Annotated in this window: 15 protein-coding genes, 1 pseudogene and 1 riboswitch; of the genes and pseudogenes, 3 read left to right on the top strand and 13 right to left on the bottom strand. The window is 43.8% G+C overall.

Annotated elements, in window-relative coordinates; genetic code table 11:
- Positions 1 to 217: 217 nt before the first annotated feature.
- Positions 218 to 2,413: an LTA synthase family protein gene (locus FKX92_RS01730; protein ID WP_125356793.1), complete on the top strand. Its 2,196-nt coding sequence runs from the start codon at positions 218 to 220 to the stop codon at positions 2,411 to 2,413.
- 162 nt (positions 2,414 to 2,575) lie between these two features.
- Positions 2,576 to 3,854 (top strand): annotated as a pseudogene (locus FKX92_RS01725) (ISL3 family transposase).
- Between the two features lie 55 nt (positions 3,855 to 3,909).
- Here FKX92_RS01725 and pulA read toward each other — a convergent pair.
- The 4 genes from pulA to FKX92_RS01705 form a co-directional block, all read right to left on the bottom strand.
- The gene (gene pulA / locus FKX92_RS01720) at positions 3,910 to 6,207 is read right to left on the bottom strand and encodes a type I pullulanase (RefSeq protein ID WP_125351136.1); all 2,298 of its coding nucleotides are present in this window, start codon (positions 6,205 to 6,207) and stop codon (positions 3,910 to 3,912) included.
- Between the two features lie 23 nt (positions 6,208 to 6,230).
- Positions 6,231 to 7,181: a diacylglycerol kinase family lipid kinase gene (locus FKX92_RS01715; protein WP_002895076.1), complete on the bottom strand. Its 951-nt coding sequence runs from the start codon at positions 7,179 to 7,181 to the stop codon at positions 6,231 to 6,233.
- A 9-nt stretch (positions 7,182 to 7,190) separates the two neighbouring features.
- Entirely contained in the window at positions 7,191 to 9,149 is a 1,959-nt protein-coding gene (ligA, locus tag FKX92_RS01710; protein ID WP_149565335.1) for an NAD-dependent DNA ligase LigA, read from the bottom strand.
- 105 nt (positions 9,150 to 9,254) lie between these two features.
- Positions 9,255 to 9,770: a QueT transporter family protein gene (locus tag FKX92_RS01705; RefSeq protein WP_149565334.1), complete on the bottom strand. Its 516-nt coding sequence runs from the start codon at positions 9,768 to 9,770 to the stop codon at positions 9,255 to 9,257.
- A riboswitch (PreQ1 riboswitch) is annotated at positions 9,768 to 9,903 on the bottom strand. (Overlaps the previous gene by 3 nt.)
- A 28-nt stretch (positions 9,904 to 9,931) precedes the next feature.
- Between FKX92_RS01705 and FKX92_RS01700 the strand changes: the two genes are divergently transcribed.
- Positions 9,932 to 10,372 (top strand): GtrA family protein, encoded by a 441-nt coding sequence (locus tag FKX92_RS01700; RefSeq protein ID WP_101771540.1) that lies wholly within the window; start codon positions 9,932 to 9,934, stop codon positions 10,370 to 10,372.
- Between the two features lie 72 nt (positions 10,373 to 10,444).
- On the opposite strand, the gene FKX92_RS01695 is transcribed toward FKX92_RS01700, so the two are convergent.
- From FKX92_RS01695 to metK, 9 genes are all read right to left on the bottom strand, one after another.
- Positions 10,445 to 11,152: a B3/B4 domain-containing protein gene (locus tag FKX92_RS01695; protein WP_149565333.1), complete on the bottom strand. Its 708-nt coding sequence runs from the start codon at positions 11,150 to 11,152 to the stop codon at positions 10,445 to 10,447.
- A 17-nt stretch (positions 11,153 to 11,169) separates the two neighbouring features.
- The gene (locus tag FKX92_RS01690; protein ID WP_149565332.1) at positions 11,170 to 11,619 is read right to left on the bottom strand and encodes a MarR family winged helix-turn-helix transcriptional regulator; all 450 of its coding nucleotides are present in this window, start codon (positions 11,617 to 11,619) and stop codon (positions 11,170 to 11,172) included.
- 120 nt (positions 11,620 to 11,739) lie between these two features.
- Positions 11,740 to 12,759 carry a hypothetical protein gene (locus FKX92_RS01685; protein ID WP_149565331.1) on the bottom strand — a complete coding sequence of 340 codons (1,020 nt, stop codon included), beginning with the start codon at positions 12,757 to 12,759 and terminating at the stop codon, positions 11,740 to 11,742.
- A gap of 32 nt (positions 12,760 to 12,791) precedes the next feature.
- A complete protein-coding gene (locus FKX92_RS01680; RefSeq protein ID WP_187759386.1) occupies positions 12,792 to 13,718 on the bottom strand; it encodes a YihY/virulence factor BrkB family protein in 927 nt (308 codons plus the stop codon).
- A 33-nt stretch (positions 13,719 to 13,751) separates the two neighbouring features.
- Complete coding sequence (locus FKX92_RS01675; RefSeq protein WP_149565329.1) at positions 13,752 to 14,609, bottom strand: methionyl aminopeptidase; 858 nt, start codon at positions 14,607 to 14,609, stop codon at positions 13,752 to 13,754.
- Between the two features lie 21 nt (positions 14,610 to 14,630).
- A complete protein-coding gene (gene spxR, locus FKX92_RS01670; RefSeq protein WP_009659239.1) occupies positions 14,631 to 15,908 on the bottom strand; it encodes a CBS-HotDog domain-containing transcription factor SpxR in 1,278 nt (425 codons plus the stop codon).
- A complete protein-coding gene (locus FKX92_RS01665; RefSeq protein WP_002897261.1) occupies positions 15,901 to 16,452 on the bottom strand; it encodes a GNAT family N-acetyltransferase in 552 nt (183 codons plus the stop codon). Before FKX92_RS01665 ends, spxR begins: the two co-directional genes overlap by 8 nt.
- Positions 16,453 to 16,485: 33 nt before the next feature.
- A complete protein-coding gene (locus FKX92_RS01660; protein ID WP_149565328.1) occupies positions 16,486 to 17,745 on the bottom strand; it encodes a UDP-N-acetylglucosamine 1-carboxyvinyltransferase in 1,260 nt (419 codons plus the stop codon).
- A gap of 245 nt (positions 17,746 to 17,990) precedes the next feature.
- Complete coding sequence (gene metK, locus FKX92_RS01655; RefSeq protein WP_111681461.1) at positions 17,991 to 19,181, bottom strand: methionine adenosyltransferase; 1,191 nt, start codon at positions 19,179 to 19,181, stop codon at positions 17,991 to 17,993.
- Between the last annotated feature and the right edge of the window lie 117 nt (positions 19,182 to 19,298).

Below are 19,298 nucleotides of genomic sequence, written 5' to 3'. Positions count from 1 at the left end.
CAAAACATATTTTACATTTGAGTTAATAAAAGATTTCACAAACAAGTGCAAAACGACTATAAACCTCTCCATAGAGGGGATAAGACTTTTATAGAAATATTACAATTTCGCCGATTTAAAATATCTCAAATGCGGCTCAAATTTTCCTTAACTGGAGAAATTATGTTATACTTAGAGGAGAAAATTTTTAGGAAATAAGACAAGGAAGTAACTTTTTGTGAAAAAAATAACCAAGAATTTACTCAATTTCATGAGTACGAGACTAGGTTTTGTCTTGATTTTACTGGTCCTCTATTGGATAAAAACCATGTGGGCCTACACGATTGATTTCAACCTCGATATTCAAGGTGCTTATCAAGTATTTTTAGCTATTATCAACCCTTTCCCTATCAGCCTCTTGCTGCTAGGACTAGCACTTTATGTAAAACGAACCAAATTATTCTACAGCCTAGCCTTCGGAATTTATCTGCTCCTCTTTGCTTGGCTGGTATCTAACTCCATTTACTACCGCGAGTTCAGTGACTTTGTTACAGTCAATACTATGCTAGCTTCTAGCAGCGTTTCAGCTGGACTTGGGGAAGCAGCACTTGAGCTCTTCCGCCCTTGGGATATTCTTTATCTGATTGATTTCCCGATTTTGGCTTTCTTATTCTTTAAGAAATACATCCGAATGGATGACCGGCCTTTCAATAAACGCGCCAGCTTTGCTGTGACCTCCCTGTCCGCCATGCTTTTCTCAGCCAACCTTTTCTTGGCTGAAATTGACCGGCCTGAGCTCTTGTCACGTGGATTTTCCAACTATTATGTCGTTCGGGCTCTGGGCTTGCCAGCCTTTCTAGGTTACAGTGCTAACCAAACATATACCGCCAATCGGGAGCGCTCCAAAGCTTCTGAAAAAGACTTGGAACCAGTAACAGAATATATCCAATCCCACTATGCGGAACCTAATCCAGAATATTACGGGATTGCCAAAGGCCGCAATGTTATCTATGTCCATCTGGAAAGCTTCCAGCAGTTCCTGATTGACTATAAGTTGCAGGCAGATGGGAAAGAGTACGAGGTGACACCTTTCCTCAATTCCCTCTACCACTCCAATTCGACTCTAGCATTCTCTAATGTCTTCAACCAGGTCAAGGCTGGTAAGACTTCTGATGCTGAAACCATGATTGAAACTGGGCTCTTCGGTCTCAATCAAGGATCTTTCATGGTCAACTACGGTGGTACCAATACCCAACAAGCTGCACCTTTTATTCTTTCCAAAAACGGCAACTATACTTCTGCTGTTTTCCACGGAAATACAGGAAGCTTCTGGAACCGCAATACAGCTTACAAGCAATGGGGTTATAACTATTTCTTCGATGCGTCTTACTTTACCAAGCAGGACGACACCAACTCCTTCCAGTACGGCTTAAATGACAAGATTATGCTGAAAGATTCCATCAAATATCTGGAACACCTGCAGCAGCCTTTCTATGCTAAGTATATCACGGTTTCCAATCACTATCCTTACACGACAAGTCTGATTGGTGACGAAATTGGCTTCCCGCTGGCTAAGACCAAGGATGAAACCATCAACGGTTACTTTGCCACTGCCAACTATCTAGATTCTTCTGTCAAGGCCTTGTTTGATTATCTTAAAGAATCTGGCCTCTATGACAACTCTATTATCGTTCTCTATGGAGACCATTTTGGAATTTCCCAAACCCGTAATCCTAACTTGGCCCCTCTTGTAGGAAAGACCTCTGAGACTTGGTCCAACTACGACAATGCCATGATGCAGCGCGTACCATACATGGTAGTGGTGCCTGGCATGGACAAAGGAAAGATCATTGATACATACGGTGGTCAAGTAGATATGCTGCCAACATTGGAGCATTTACTGGGCATTGACTCTAAGAACTACCTTCAAGTTGGACAAGACCTGCTGTCATCTCAGCATCAGCAAATCACAGCCTTCCGCTCCAGCAATAACTTTGTCACTCCAAAATACACTAGCTTCAATGGACGAACCTACTACACCCAGACCGGTGAAGAAATTACCAATCCTGACGAAACCATCAAGAAAGAACTAGATGAGATTCGTAATGCCGCCAATACTCAGCTTAAGATGAGTGATGCAATTCAAACCGGTGACTTGATTCGCTTCTACAAGGGAAATGACTTAGGCAAGGTCAACCCTAAAGATTACTCTTATCTTAATTCAATGAAGGCCTTGTTGGCTATTGAAAAAGAAAAAGGCGACCAATCGACCAGCCTTTACTCTAAACGAGGCAATGTCTCCACTGTGGACCTCTTTAATTCGCCAAGCTACCGGGCACTGCATCCAGAGCAGTTCCAAACTAGCAGCAGCGACGAAGATAGTAGTCAAGAAGACTCGAGCTCTTCCAGCTCTAGCTCCACAGCCAATCCATAGATAGCAAGAGCCTTAAGTCCAATGGACTTAAGGCTCTTCAGGCTCTATAATTTCTGCAGTGGGTAACACCACTGTAGGAATGATGGAGCCTCTTTTGTTGTAGAAAAAAGTCCCATAAGCCCTATAATGAAAAGCGATGAAACTATCATTAGAAAGACTCTTATGGAACAGTTAAATTTTATCACAAACTTACTGGGAATAAAAGACCAGAATATCACTATCTTGGATGTTCTAGATGCTGGTACACATAAAGAAATCATCGCTAAGCTAGATTATCCCGCTCCTAAATGCCCTCACTGTCAAGGACAAATGGCTAAATATGACTTCCAGAAAGAAGCAAAAATTCCCTATCTAGAGTGTGTGGGATACAAAACGCTGATTCGGTTAAAGAAACGACGTTTCCGCTGTAAAGTCTGTAGGAAAATGGCGGTCGCAGAGACTTCCTTAGTCAAGAAAAACCACCAAATCGCAGCCATCGTCAACCAGAAAATTGCTCAAAAACTAATCGAGAAAGTCCCTATGACAGCCTTCTCTGAAAGCTTAGCTGTCTCTACTTCCACCGTCATTCGTAAATTGAAAGAATTCAAGTTCAAGACTGACCTTAACTGCCTTCCAGAATACATGAGCTGGGATGTGGAAACAGTCAGGGAAGTGACTGTTTCAATCGGCAGATAGAGATGAGCTTTATTGCACAGGATTTCGATTCCAGAAAGATTATAGCTATCTTAAGATGGGCGGACTCAAGCAACGATTCGCAACCATTTCCTTCGTTATTCTAGACAGGTAAGAAGTCGAGTGAAAATCATTAAAATGGACATGTTTAGCCCCTACTACGATATTGCCAGAAAACTATTTCCAAACGCTAAAATCGTTCTGGATCGTTTTCACATTGTACAACATCTCAGCCGGGCTATGGAACCGCCTTCGCATCCAAATCATGAATCAGTTGGATAAAAAATCGCACAAATATAAGGCACTCAAACGCTACTGGAAACTCATTCAACAGGATAGCCGTAAACTCAGCCATAAACGTTTTTATCGTCCAACTTTTCGCATGCACTTGACCAGCGGAGAGATTCTAGAAAAACTTCTCTCTTGCTCTCAAGAACTCCGAGAACACTATAAACTCTACCAACTCCTGCTTTTTCATTTTCAAGAGAAACAGGCTGGGCATTTCTTTGGACTCATTGAAGATACCCTCTCTTGTGTAAATCCTATTTTTCAAACTGTTTTTAAGACCTTTATGAAAGATGAGGACAAGATCCTGAACGAACTGGAACTGCCCTACTCAAACGCAAAACTAGAAGCTACTAACAACCTCATCAAAGTCATCAAGCGAAACGCTTTCGGCTTTCGGAACTTTGACAATTTTAAAACTAGAATCCTCATCGCTTTGAACATCAAAAAGGAGAGGACTGATTTAGTCCTCTCCAGGATATGACTTTTTAGCAACCCACTACAGTTGACAAAGAGCCGCTTTTCATGTAGCTAATAACTTATTGAATAACTTCAAAAATAGAAACCGTCAGATTTTCAACATAGAAAGGCTTCTTATGACGGCTATTGCCTACTAGGAGGCACAGCTTGTCTGCATTAGGCAGATAGTAAGGCAGGCCGCTAGCATTAAAAATAACCTGATAATGCTTTTCATCCTTAATCTCAAAGATAATCAAACCACTGCCCTGCTCTGCTGATTGGACAAAGACATGCTTGTAAATATCTTCATAGGTCTGATAAGAAAAGGCTTTGCAGCTTGTCTTGAGGCGAATGATGTTCTTGATAAAATCAATACTCTCTTGATGATCCTGCAAAATATCCCAATTCACCTGATTGACTGCATCTGGTGCATTGTAACTGTTCATAGCCCTTTCGCGATCGCTATGCAGGACTTGGCCGTCCTCCCCCGTAGCTACGAGCTTAGTACGAGAAAATTCCTGTCCAACCTCCATGAAAGCCATACCCTGCATGAGCAGGTTCATGGCAGTTGCCAGCTCAATCCGCTTGGTACGAGTCAGAATATCATCATCGGGATGCAGCTCCGCAAGCAAATCATGCAGATTGAAATTGTCGTGTGCCTCCACGTAGTTAAGAACTTGATCAGGACTGAGATAGCTGCCTAGCTCCCTGCTGCCAAGGATAGACTTAGCGACGATATCCTCCGTCGCCTGACCACTGACAAAACCAGCCTTGATGCCGCCGTAAACCTCGGCTCCCTTGACCGCATCCCGCTCTGTATCATTGAAAAATCCAATCCGCGGCAACTGATAAGCATTGTCCTTCTTGGCCTTGTCTTCTGGCCTCAAGCCCGTTCCCATATCCCAGCCTTCTCCATAGAGCAGGATTCGCGGATCTACCTCATCCATAGCTTGACGAATAGCATTCATCGTTTCCACGTCATGAATTCCCATTAGGTCGAAACGGAAGCCATCTACATTAAACTCTTCTACCCAGTACAGAAGAGAGTCAATCATAAACTTGCGGAACATCTCATGTTCGCTGGCTGTCTCACTCCCCACTCCAGTTCCGTTTTGGAAAGAGCCATTAGGATTCATCCGATAGTAATAATCCGGTACTGTAGCCTGAAAAGCAGAATCATAGGTCGAGTAGATGTGATTGTAAACAACATCCAGTGTCACAGAAATCCCCGCATCATGGTAGGCCTGAATCATCGTTTTCAAATCGCGAATAGCCTGCGCTGGGTCAGCAGGATTGCTGGAAAAGCTAGTCTCCGGAGCATTATAGTTCTGCGGGTCATAGCCCCAATTGTAGATCAGCTCTCCATTTTCATCATAGTCCTTGTGACGGTCAGAGACAGGCTGAAGTTGGACAACATTAACGCCTAAATCACTGATATAGTCAAAGCCTGTCTTTCGCCCTAGATAATTGGTAGTTCCTTTTTGACAGGCTCCAAGAAAGGTTCCACGCAGCTGACTATCCACGCCTGAAGTCTCCGACTTGGTCAAATCTCGAATGTGCATCTCATAAATCACTGCCTGATTTGGATTGTCCAAACGCCAGACGGCTTCTTTACCCTGCCGGACCTGAAAACCGGCTACTTCTGTCTCATCCGCTCCAAGAATCGCTGAGCGTTTGCCATCTGGACTGGTCGCAATGGTATAGGGATCTCGAGTGTAAAAATTGCGGTATTCAAAGCTAACATGGTAGTGATAAGTTTTGCCGGTCAAGTCTTCTGCTATTTCAACTGACCAAACACCAATGGTATTTTCCTTATGGTCGTGAGAATATCGATCTCCTTTTTGCATTGGGAAGATTTTATAAACAGGAGCTTGATTGGAAGCTGATTCATAGACTACTAGTTCTACCTTCCTAGCTGTCGGTGCCCAAACTTTGAAAATATGTGCGCCGTCAATCTGACGGTGTCCCAACCAGCCTTGATAGCCCCAGCATTCATCGAAATAGTCTGTTCTCAGGGCCATATCAAAGTTATGCGGACGCCGGCGTGAATACTGGTGACTCGTCGTTGCAGCCTGCAAAGAATAATAAACCTGCGTATCTCCCTCAATCAGCCAAATTTCCGTCACCAGATGAGGAGGTAACAAATCAATATGATAGTCACAGGACTGGCTAGACCAGTCTGAACGTTTGATAATCACATGAGCATGATCTAAGGGCTCCCAGGTTTGAAATGATAATTCCCCCTGAATACCAAAATAATCAAGTTTGGAAAAGGCTACTTCCTGTCCCCATTGGTTTATTTGCCACTGCCACATATCATAGGAGAAATAATCTCCAGTCGGATTGTGATAATGGACTAAGACTTTATAGTCTAGCATGTTCTTTCATCTCTTATCTAAAATTATTCTATTGAAAGGGCTGTCTGACTGATTTCATCAATATTGGCAAAAAATTCCAAATGACCGTGCAGCACTTCCAGTTCAACAGGCGTATCACCGCCGTATTCTCCATCCAAATTCAGCATAAATGGACCTTTTTTATCTAAAACTTCCAGCTGCAGCTTGCTTGTTTTGAGGTATTCTACATTGATATCGCCGACATGCTGTCCGCCATTGATAGCCTGCATCATCAGGCTTAGCATATCAAAGAGATTGGCTGTCTTGACCAAAATCAAGGTAAAATTCCCGTCATCTAATTTAGTATCTGGCGCTAGCTTTTCAAAACCACCGATAGAGTTGGTCAGAGCCGCAAACATAAGCGAGATTTTCCCTTCAAAGACACCGTGGTCGTGCTTGATACGGACCTTGCGGAACTTAGAGCGAGGGAGCTTTTTTGCTCCTTCTGCGACATAGGCAAAGTAGCCTAGGCGGGATTTGACCTCGCTAGGTACGCTGTAAGTCAGTTCTGTCAAAGTTCCAGCTGCTGCAATATTGATAAAATACTTGCTGCCATATGCCCGGCCAATATCCATCTTTATGGTCTGGTTCTTTTCGATAATGCGGGCTGCCGCTACTGGATCTCCCATGGGAATCTTCAGAGCACGCGCATAATCGTTGGTTGTACCAGTTGGAATAAAGGCCAATTTAGGCCGTTCATCCAGATTCGCCACACCATTAACTACCTCATTGATGGTACCGTCGCCGCCTGCCGCAATAATCAAATCAAATCCTGCTTTTGCTGCTCTTTCAGCTTCTTTTTGAGCAGAAAGAGGCGCTGGAGTGGTTTGATAGGCGCTGGTTTCATAGCCCACATCCTCCAAAACATCTAGAACTTCCGCAATATTTTTCTTAATAATTTCCTGTCCCGAAGTCGGGTTATAAATCAATCGTGCTCGTTTAATCTTATCCTTCATACTTCAGCCTCATAAGCTATCAAGCCAGTCTTCATCCCGAATTTCAATTCCCAACTCCTGAGCCTTGGCCAGCTTGCTACCGGCATCTTGGCCAGCCACTACCAAATCCGTTTTTTTAGAAACAGATCCGGAAACATTAGCACCCAAACTCTGCAATTTTTCCTTGGCTTGATTGCGGGTCAATTTTTGTAATTTACCAGTCAAGACAACCGTCATACCTGATAGGGCTGCATCTGCCGCTGCCTTTTGTCCCAGATAGTCCAGATTTACACCTGCTTCTTGCAGCTCCGCCAAAAGAATCTGAGAGCCTTCCTGCTCAAAATAAGTATGCAGGCTTTGGGCAATTACAGTTCCAAGACTGTCAATAGCTGCAATCTCTTCTTGGCTGGCCTGAGACAGCTTAGGAATATCATGGAATTTCTCCAGCAAAATCCGACTGGCCTTGCTTCCCACATGGCGAATCCCCAAGCCGAACAAGAGGCGTTCAGCCGAGTTCTCCTTGGAAGCTTGAATAGCAGTATACAATTTATTTGCTGATTTTTCCTTAAAGTTCTCTAGTTCTAGTAAATTTTCCACCGTCAGCCGATAGATTCCAGCCACATCCTTGACTAGATTTTGAGCAAAGAGCTTCTCTACTACTGCTGGACCAAGACCAGTAATGTTCATGGCATCCCGGCTGGCAAAGTGAATCAAGCCCTCCTTAATCTGGGCTGGACAGAGCGGATTGATGCAACGCAGAGCGACTTCATCTTCAAAGTGCACCAACTCACTATCACAACTCGGACAGTGACTTGGTATTTCCAGAGGCTCTTCTGAGACACGCTTGGACTCAACCACACGCAAGACTGCAGGAATAATATCTCCCGCCTTATAGACGATAACGGTGTCTTTCTGACGAATATCCTTCTCTGCAATATAGTCCACATTGTGCAAAGTTGCTCGGCTGACAGTTGTTCCCGCTAGCTGAACCGGCGTCAGATTAGCTGTCGGAGTCACAACTCCTGTCCGACCCACTGTCCAGTCAACAGACAGAAGCTGAGCTTCCTTTTCCTCAGCCGGAAACTTATAGGCGATGGCCCACTTAGGTGCCTTGACAGTAAAGCCAAGCTCCTCTTGCACAGCCAAGTCATTGACCTTGATGACAATACCATCAATCTCATAAGGCAGACTGTCCCGCTCCTGAGCAATCTTTTCAATAAACTCCCAAACTGCTTCGATAGAATCCGCCAGAATATGAGTAGGATTGACTGAAAAGCCCAAATCTGCCAGCTTGTTTAAGACGGCTTCTTGGCTGCCAACCTGAGTCGGACTGGCCTCTTGGTAGAGGAAAGTCGCTAGATTGCGCTTGGCCACAACTGCTGTGTCCAGCTGGCGCAAGGTTCCCGCCGCCGCATTGCGGGGATTGGCAAACTCAGGCTCACCATTCTCCTGCCGCAGCTGATTGACCGCATCAAAGGAAGCCTTAGGCATGTAGCACTCTCCACGAACGGTAATGTCTAGCGGTTCTTTCAAGGTCAGGGGAATATCCTTGACCCGTTTGAGATTTTCGGTGATGTTTTCTCCAACAGAGCCGTCTCCCCGAGTCGCCCCTGCTACCAAGATTCCCTTTTCATAGGTCAGGGAAATAGAGAGCCCGTCAATCTTGAGTTCACAAAGATAAGAGACCTGAGGAAATTCCTTGCGAATCCGCTGGTCAAAGGCTATTAATTCTTCACGTGAAAAAGCATCCTGCAAACTAAAGAGAGGATACTGGTGTGGATATTTTTCAAATCCTTCTAAAATCTTCCCTCCCACCCGATGTGTCGGACTGTCAGGCAGGATATCGGTTGGGTACTTTTCTTCTAACTCCGCTAACTCACGATAGAGTCTGTCATACTCGCTGTCCGATACACTTGGCCTGTCTGCCGTATAATATTCATGAGCATATCGATTGAGCAATTCTACTAATTCTGACATTCTTTCTTTCATACTTCTATTTTATCACAAATACACAAAATCTTCCTCTATTTGTTCCGAATTCTTCCTAAAAAAGAAAAGGACATAAAAAGAGCGGAAATTCCGCTCTCTGCTGTCTTATTTTGTCAAATCAATACTTTTCGCAATCTGATTAATAAGGATAGCTCCAGCAATCAAGGAAGCAAACTCACCAATGGCCGTTGTAAACCAAGTCAGGGAGAATGGCAGGCCTTGCAAGAAGTGTAACTCTGCAGCAATGGTCACCATAGAAATAGAAAAGAATACTGCAAAATAGAAATGATCCAAACGAATCAATCCTTTAATCAGATATTGATTCTTATAGCGACCAAAAAGGTAGACACCCAGTGACAGGAAGACCAAGGTGGATCCGCCGCCAACAAAGACATCAATGATTCCAAAACTATATAGATTGGCAATCATACAGCCAATAGTCACACCCATGATATATTTCCGATTATAAAAGGCCATGAAGTTCATCATTTCAGAAATTCTGAACTGGTAAGCACCAAAGCTAATCGCATTTAAAGGGGGCGTAATCGTAAGAGCTACATAAATAGCAGCAACAATGGCAATCTGAGCCAAATCACGAACTCTCAGTTTTTCTTGTTTCATATTTTCTCCTTTAGCGGCTTTACCGCGTGTAATATGCTTGGCGAAAGAAGCTAAGCGCCAAGGGTTGCGTCACATGAGTGGAGCATCATTAGTTGATTCCCCACAGATTTGGCAACCCAACTAGTATAGCATAAATCCTAGAAATATGATAGACTATCTTTATGAAAACTTTAATCAAAAAATTCTTTGACAATGAGGTTCTGTCCTATCTTTTCTTTGGTGTGGCAACAACTGTCGTATCCGTTGTCAGTCGGATGCTCTGCTATGAATTGACGGGAAACGAACTACTGGCTACGATAATTGGTGATATTCTTGGCATTCTCTTTGCTTTTGTAACCAACGATACCATCGTTTTCAAGCAAGCAAGGAGTGGCTGGCCTTCTAGACTTATCAAATTTTTCACTGCACGTTTGGCTACTATGGGCTTAAATTTACTGCTAACCTTTATTTTTGTCACTAGCTTCCCACAGATCATAGGCCAGTTTGTCAATAACAATATCAAAATGGTCAATACCATCGAAACCTTCATTGCTCAAGTACTGATCATCGTTCTCAACTATGTCTTTAGTAAGATTTTTGTCTTTAAAAACAAGGAGAAATAACAACAAATCAGTCTATTTCACCCTATAAAAGCAAATCTGGACCAGATAATTCTGATCCAGATTTTTTTATTCCTAAATTTCCAAGCTTGGATTATCAAGCGTCAGATGGGTGATTTCACCTTTGACACCAGAATAGTCCTCAATCAGAGTCTGAAGCTCTATCATAGCTGCTTGAGCACGCACGGCCTGCTCTTCGTTGATGGCCTCGATAACCAAGATGGCATTCTTGGTCTCCTCGGTCAGCATAGTTCGCTGGGCTTCTCGCCAGTTAAGGCAACGGCAGACAGCCCCTTCTTCATCATAGTAGATGATTTCTTCTGGAAGTGCCGGTGCGTCACTCTCAGCACCCAGCGGGAAAAAGGATTCCCCACCCTTGGCTTTTCCTAGATGAAGACCTCCGACAATCTTATCCAAATCCTCACCGCCACATGGAACCGCATAAGACAGCGAGACACTGTTGTAGATATCGACCAAAGGATTGATTGGATGAAATTCCCGTCCCTGACTGACCCGCTTGAGCAGAGCTTCGATAGAGGAACGCGCTCCTTTCTTGGTCTTGAATTGGCTGAAAGCCTGCCGCCACTCCTGAATGACTTCATTCTGAGTGAAGTTCTCATCTAAGATAAAGTCCTCAGCTCGCTTTGCTCCCTTATCCAGCAGGGATTTGAAATATGGATCCTTACTTTCATCCACACTATTATCCAGCCCCTTGACCACTAAAACACTAATCTGAGCTTCCGGAAATACTTGCCAAAATTCATGTTCAACTGTAACTTTCATGATGCACCTCTTTAATCTTAATAGTTTCTTTTTTGTCCTTTTTTGACGGCTTCCCAGTCACCTGTGATGTTTTCACGCACTCGGACCAGCATTTTCTCCAAGGCTTGAACTTCCGCCTGAGAAAAGCCCTGCAGGGATGTCTCTTCAGAATAGTCATTCTCATCTAGGATAAAAGGATAGAGTTTTTCCCCTTTTTCCGTCACAAACCATTCCTTGTTCTTCTTGTTGTCCTTGGCTGCCTTCTGCTGGACCAAGCCCTTGGCCTCTAGCTTCTTAACAGAGCGGGCAACCGTTGAGCGATCCACCTTGAGCAGCTCCGACAGTTCCTCTTGGATAATCCCCGGATTCTCCGCGATTCGTACCAGATAAAGATATTGACCTCGTGCTAGCTCTATGTCGCGGAACTCAATATTAGCAATGGAATCCAAAGCTCGGGCGATAATCCCAATTTCCCGCAATACTGACATATCCCCTCCTTTAAAATTTTAATTAAAACTATTATATCATATTTTGTTGCAAATGCAATAAAATTAACTAAAAAGAAAAAAGAGGAAAATCCTCTTTAAATTTGGCAAAAATATCTTTTTCTAGTTTTCTCCTTCCTTATAGTATTTTTGTAATTCTTCTGCTGAATTAATGACATGTTCCTGCCCATCTACTGAATATTGAGCTGGGATAGTCACGTTCTCAAATACATTCGTTCCTGGCGGAAAGAAGAGTTCAGCAACCTTTTTAACTAACGCTACATCTGTTGTTTCATTTAGGAATGTAACCTGTCCACCATATCCTTGAATGATTTTATATAAATCTGGATAGTTTTTAGCAAGAACTGTTTTTTTGAGGTTTTCTGGAGGGTAGTCATCACTCAGACCGGCATCAATATAGGACACAATTACCCCCTTTTTAATTAGATTATCATGAAAACTCGTATAAGAAACAAAATTGTTTTGGTTAGATACACCTTCCGTTTTCACCTCATTAGCTGGTAAAATCTTACCTTCGTCCAAATCAATAAAGTGAACCTTATAATCTTCATCTTTTTTAGAATGTTTAGGATGGAGGAGGATTCGAACATACTTCTTTTGATGAGAAATATCTATCCAAATTCCGGTTGATTCTATTTCAGACGGGACAAGACTATTATCAAAAGAACGCACCATCTTAAAAATATCAAATTCTTTTCTTTCTAGTTTTTCTCCCACCAGCTTATAAACAGCTAACCTCCAATATTCTCCTTTTTCTGGTACATTCCGATTAAAATCATATAGGCCTTGCTCTGGATTGTTCTTCAGCTTCATATAGTTATTTACAAAATAGCCATAATTAAATGCCCTTACACTAGTAAACTTACTTGTTTCTGACTTAACTGTTGCCATTTTCTGCATTTCTTCCGAGTCTACGAGCTCCCAATTATAAAACAAAGCTTTTTTTCCTTCAAAAAATTTATAATTCGGTCTATACTCAGGCACATAGTAGGTATATTGACCATAATTTTCTTGAAATTTTGCCTTTTGACAATTATCCCAGATATAATAGCCTACAAATCCTAGAATCAAGACTAGAGCGACCACAATACTCTTCCATTTAGTTAGTTTTTTACTTTTCATACCTATTTATCCTTTTCCACTCTAAAACAACATCAGTCCTCTTCTTCATCCTGCTCTTTCTTCTTGAAAGTAAAACGTCCTGTGCTTTCAACTTGAAACCCTGACTCACAGCAGCTCTGGATACTAGCATTAAGGACTGCGCCGACAATCAAAATTTTAGCAATTATGATAAACCAAAACATCATCACAACCATGATGATTGAGCTGAAAAATCGAACATCAACCAGGTGATTTAAATAATTATCCATGTAGACAGAAAAGATATTCAGCAAAGCCAGAATGGTCAGGAGCACAAAGGCGCTGCCAGGCAGAACATAGCGTTTTTTGTTGATTTTCACGTTAGGAAGAAAATAATAAAGCATGACCAAAACCGCAAAGAGTAAGGCGTAAATCAGAGGCTCGGTAAAATTCTGCAAGTGCTGATAGAGCTGGCTATCTAGCTTCCAGTAAGTACGGAGGAAATCCAGCGACATATGGCCGAACATGGTCAGAAAGAGGGTCAAGGCAAAGAGAATCTGCAGACAAAGACTCACAAAGAGACTCATGACGCGATGAGAAATCAGCCCTCGGCTCTTGGCTACCCCATAGGCTTTGTTAAAGGCAATCTGAAGGAAATTCATGGACTTGGAAAAAGTCCAAAGAGCTGACAAGACTGAGAAGCTCAATAGGCCAGTCGAAGGCTGGGTTAGTACTTCACGCACGACTTTTGCTACAACATCATATAAAGTCTCTGGCAGCATGTCCTTGATAGCTGTCAGAAAATCCGCCACCGGAATGTGAAAATAGGGCAAAATATTCACCACGATTAAGAGCAAGGGAAAAACGGAAATCAGCCAATAATAAGCAACTGCAACGCTAGTCAGCTCACTATCTGCTGCCCGATAAAAGCGGAAAAATGCTCTTAAAAACTGATTTCTGCGAATCTTGGCAAAAAATTTCTTCACTCTCTTCTCCTTCAAAAAAAGCTGAGACAAGTGCCCAGCCTTTGATTTCTAATAAGTCCCTTCTTCTCCCTGGCTGGTCAGAATGACAGGACCATCTTTTGTAATGACAAACTGATGCTCATACTGACAGGACAGGCCGCCATCCAGCGTTTTATGTGCCCAGCCGGTCTCAAAGTCCGTATCAATTTCCCAGGTACCTGTATTGATCATGGGCTCAATGGTCAGAACCATCCCCTCACGCAGGCGCAAGCCGCGTCCTGCTCGACCGTAATGCGGCACCATAGGCTCCTCATGCATGGTTGGGCCAACACCGTGACCGACCAAATCACGCACAACGCCATAGCCATGACTTTCAGCATATTCCTGAATTGCTGCGCCAATGTCACCGATACGATTGCCAACCTTGGCAGCAGCAATTCCACGGTAGAGACATTCCTTGGTCACATCCATAAGCTGCTGAGCCTCTGGGCTAATCTTCCCTACTGCATAGGTCCAGCAAGAATCTGCCACACCACCCCGGAAGCTCTCTGTGTGCTGCTTCATCTGCGCTACATTGTCAAAATCAAGCTTGGACACATCCAACTCTGCCTCATCGACCAAGCCAACCACCATATCAACGCTGATGACATCACCTTCTACCAGCTTCTGATGACGGGGAAAGGCATGGGCCACCTCGTCATTAAGAGAGCAGCAAGTCGCATAAGGATAGTCCATGACAGAGCCTTCAACACCAATTTGCAGAGGCAGCGCATTGTCTTCTTTACAACGCTTGCGAACATACTCTTCGATGTCCCACATGTCAATTCCTGGCTTAATCAAGTCTCTCAAACCGATATGGACAGAAGCCAGAAAATCTCCACTCTTGTCCATCAAGTCAATTTCACGCTGTGATTTTAAAGTAATCATTCTTTCTCTAAATTCCTCTTCTTAATTAATTTTCACTGTAATCGTAGCTTTGGCAACCAGCATTGCTTCCAGATACATCTCAAAGTCAATAATAGCTGTCCGCCTAGTCTGACGGATAATACGCGGCTGGATATGCAGCAGGTCATCAATCTGGACCGCCTGAAAGAAATAAATCATCAGCTGGTCGATTATCAGGCTGCGGCCGCTGTTGACCATGAGCTGCTGGGTAATCCGAGTCAAAATTTCTGTCAGCACACCGTTTGCCAGCACACCATTTTGCTCCAGCATAAATGGCTCAACAGTAAAGGAAAACAAATCATCCTGACGGCTAATCTTCTGTCCTACCTGCTCACTGAAAGTCGGCAGGCTGGAAATCTGAGAACGGCTCATTTTTTCCATAATGTCCCGCCTCGTAATCACACCCAGCAAGGTCTGGTTGCTGCGCACTACTGGTATCATTTCAAAATCTTCTGCAATCATGCGCTGGCTGATATTGGCAATATTGGCAGATAGGCCTGTCATAAAGACATTTTTCGTCATGACCTTGTCCAAGGTTGTCAGAGGAGACTTATCCCCCGCGTCTCTCATGGTTACTACTCCCACCAGCATCTGCTGCTGGTTGATAACCGGAAACCGGCTGGCACGATTGCGACGGACCAAATCCAGATAGTCACGAACAGTATCAGTATCATGCAAGAAGCCGTACTCATGGCTGGAGCGATAGACCTGCTCCACTGTTAAAATATCGGTCTTGATCTGCATATTGGACAGGGCACGATTAATCATGGTTGCGACTGTGTAGGTATCGTGCTTGGTCCTGAGAACCGGTATATTAAGCAAATTAGCCATCTTCAGAACTTCCGAGCTGACTTCAAATCCTCCGGTTACCAGTACCGCATTCTCATTTTCCAGAGCCAAGAGCTGAATTTTCGTCCGGTCTCCAACAATCAGGAGACCGCCCTCTGTCAGATAGCGTAGGATATTCTGCTCCGTCATGGCTCCGATGGAAAACTTATTAAATTCTTTTTCTAGACCATCTTCTCCAGCCAATACTTCTGAGCCTGTAATATCAACGATTTCCTTGTAGGTCAGATGCTCCAAGACCACTTTCTTGGACTTAACCCGAACCGTACCACTCCGAGGCCTGGTCTCAACAATACCACGGTTCTCCGCTTCCTTGATAGCTCGATAAGCCGTCCCATCACTAACTCCCAGGTAGTTTGAAATACTGCGGACACTGACCCTCTTGCCGATTGGAAGATTTTCAAGATAGGTTAAAATTTCCTGATGCTTACTCATTAAAATCTCCTCTCTCATAACGGTACTCCAGATAATCTCTCATCTTTCTCGTGTACCGATCGCTCCCTTTAAACTGCCGGTAGAGGCTGAAGCCAGATTTTTGAGCTACCTTTTGACTAGCTAGGTTCTCTGCATGAGTGATAATACTGAGACGCTTGAAGTCAAAGCGGGTAAAAGATAGAAAAGCAATCTCTCGAACAATTTCTGTCATCAGCCCTTGTCCCCAGTAGTCTTGCCGCAGAAAATAGCCTAACTCAGCCTCTTTCTTGATCTCGTCCATCTTTTCAAACTTGACAGAGCCAATCATTTCCTGCGTTTCCTTGTGACAAATGGCCCAAATCCCCAGAGGATTTTTCATAAAGAAATTGGCAATGACGTATTCACTTTCCTCTAGGCTTGCTTCTGTCGGAAAAATGAATTGAGTATTTTCCGGATTGGACGCAATCTTATATAGGGCCCCCGCATCTTCAAAGACAATGGGCCGCAAAAAAGCATGCTCTGTCTCAATAAATGAACAGGCCGCCAAATGTGTCCATAAATTCATCTGCTACCTCTACAAAAAATAAGCGAAAAACGCTTATTCTTCTATCAACTGGATATCTGCACCCAGACTTGTTAATTTTTCAATAATATTAGAATAGCCACGCAGAATAAACTCGATATTAGTAATTTCTGTCTTTCCTTGAGCCATCAAACCTGCAATAACCAAGGCAGCTCCTGCTCGCAAATCGGTCGCCTTGACCTGAGCTCCCTGCAGTTGATTTGGTCCCTCATAGACAATCTGGTCGCTGCTAGTTGAAATTTTGCCTGCCATCTTAGCTAGCTCCGCCACATGGTTAACCCGCTTCTCATAGATGGTGTCCGTAATCTTACCGCGGCCATTAGCCGTCAGCAAGAGCGGAGTGATGGGCTGTTGTAGGTCAGTTGCAAAGCCTGGATAAGGAGAAGTCTTAATGTTTATAGCTCGCAAATTTTGCTGCTCTTCAACAAAAATGCTGTCTTCAGAAACTGTCATCCGAACACCCATTTCCTCAAGCTTGGCAATAAAACTCTCCAGATGCTCATAAAGGACATTATTAATCTGAATTCCCTGCCCAATAGCTGCAGCAAGGGCGATATAAGTCCCTGCCTCGATACGGTCTGGAATTACTTGATGACGCGTTCCATGAAGGTGTGGAACCCCCTCAATCGTGATAATATCAGTTCCTGCTCCACGGATGTGCGCTCCCATATTGTTCAAGAGAGTTGCTACGTCGATGATTTCTGGCTCCCGCGCTGCATTTTCAATAATAGTCCGACCTTTTGCCTTGACAGCAGCCAACATAGTATTGATGGTGGCACCCACGCTGACCGTATCCATATAAATGCTAGCACCTTTCAGCTGCTGACCTCCTGTGGATAGGTTCATGTAGTTGCCGTCCATGGTCATCTTAGCCCCCATGGCTTCAAAAGCCTTGAGGTGCAAGTCAATAGGACGCGGCCCCAAGTCACAACCACCAGGCAGACCTACTGTTGCTTCACCATAGCGACCAAGCAAGCTGCCATAGAAATAATAAGAAGCCCTTAGACTGTTGATTTTCCCATAAGGCATAGGGACGTTTTGGATACCACGCGGATCAATCGTCAGACTATCCTCAGAGCGAGTAACACTAGCCCCCATGGCAATCATGATATCAATCAGACTATCCACATCCGAAATATCCGGAACGCCATCCAACGTTACAATATCATCCGCCAGAATCACAGCCGGAATCAAGGCAACGACACTGTTTTTAGCACCATTAATAGTCACCTCTCCTTTTAAGGGGCGACCACCATGTATTACAATTTTTTTCATGTTTAAAATAAAGCTCTTTCAAGGTATTGCCATTTATTATACCACAGATTCGGGAAATTTCCTATACTTTTAGATAAATAAGACAATTGAAATTAAAATGAAACAGGGAAAATTGCTTTTTCAACAGTTCTTTCAGAAAAATACAGTATTACCAAGACTGAAAGAAGCGCAAGGCTAGACTGCTTGCCTTGTAAAAGCCACCTATATGAAAAAGCTCTCAACCATTACGATTGAGAACTGTCATCTTACTGCACTGCTGCTTTCAATGCCTCTACCTTATCCAACTTTTCCCAAGGCAGGTCAATATCTGTCCTACCCATGTGGCCATAAGCTGCTGTCTGACGATAGATTGGGCGTTTCAGATCCAGCATTTGAATGATACCGGCCGGACGCAGATCAAAAATCTGACGAACAGCTTCCTGAAGCTTGCTTTCTGCAACAGTACCAGTTCCAAAAGTATCAATCCGTACAGAAACCGGCTGAGCCACACCAATGGCATAGGCTAACTGCACTTCTGCTTTCTTGGCCAGTCCAGCAGCCACGATGTTTTTAGCAATGTAACGAGCTGCGTATGAAGCTGAGCGGTCAACCTTGGTTGCATCCTTACCAGAGAAGGCACCGCCACCATGACGAGCATAACCGCCGTAAGTATCCACAATAATCTTACGTCCAGTCAAGCCAGAGTCCCCTTGCGGACCGCCAATTACAAAGCGGCCGGTTGGATTGATGAAGAATTTCGTCTTATCATCCAGATACTGAGCAGGGATAACAGCTTTAATCACCTTTTCAATCACATCACGATGAATCTCTTCATTGGTCACTTCTGGGTCATGCTGGGTCGAAATAACTACCGTATCCACGCGCACTGGCTGGTCATTTTCATCATACTCAACGGTCACCTGAGACTTAGCATCTGGTCGCAGATAGGCAATCTCTCCTGATTTGCGCAATTCCGCCAATCGACGGACTAGCTTGTGACTGAGCGAGATAGGCAGCGGCATGAGCTCCGGCGTTTCATCCACCGCAAAGCCAAACATAAGCCCCTGGTCTCCAGCACCAATCAAGTCCAATGGATCTTGATCTGCATTCCCACGAACCTCCAAGGCTTCATTGACACCCTGAGCAATATCTGGCGACTGCTCCACCAAAGACGGATGCACACCAACTGTCTCTGCTGAAAATCCATACTCTGTATTGGTGTAGCCAATCTCTGCAATGGTATCACGAACCACACGGTTAATATCTACATAAGCTGTGGTCGAAATTTCACCAAAAACATGAACCGAGCCAGTATAGACTGCTGTTTCAGCAGCCACATGGGCATCTGGATCCTGACTCAAGACAGCATCCAAAATAGCATCGGAAATTTGGTCTGCAATCTTATCAGGATGCCCCTCCGATACAGACTCAGACGTGAAAAGTTTACGTTCTGACATAAAAATGTCCCCCCTTAAAAAATATTAAACAAATAAACAAACTCCAAAATGATGAAAATCTTGTCACCTACGAGTTACGACGCAAAAGAAATAAAAACGATACCTTTTTATTTCTGA

This window comes from Streptococcus sanguinis (assembly GCF_008329445.1).
Lineage (GTDB): Bacteria > Bacillota > Bacilli > Lactobacillales > Streptococcaceae > Streptococcus > Streptococcus sanguinis_O.
The sequence above is the reverse complement of the archived record's forward strand: the minus strand, read 5'-3'. Positions and strand labels throughout refer to the sequence as shown.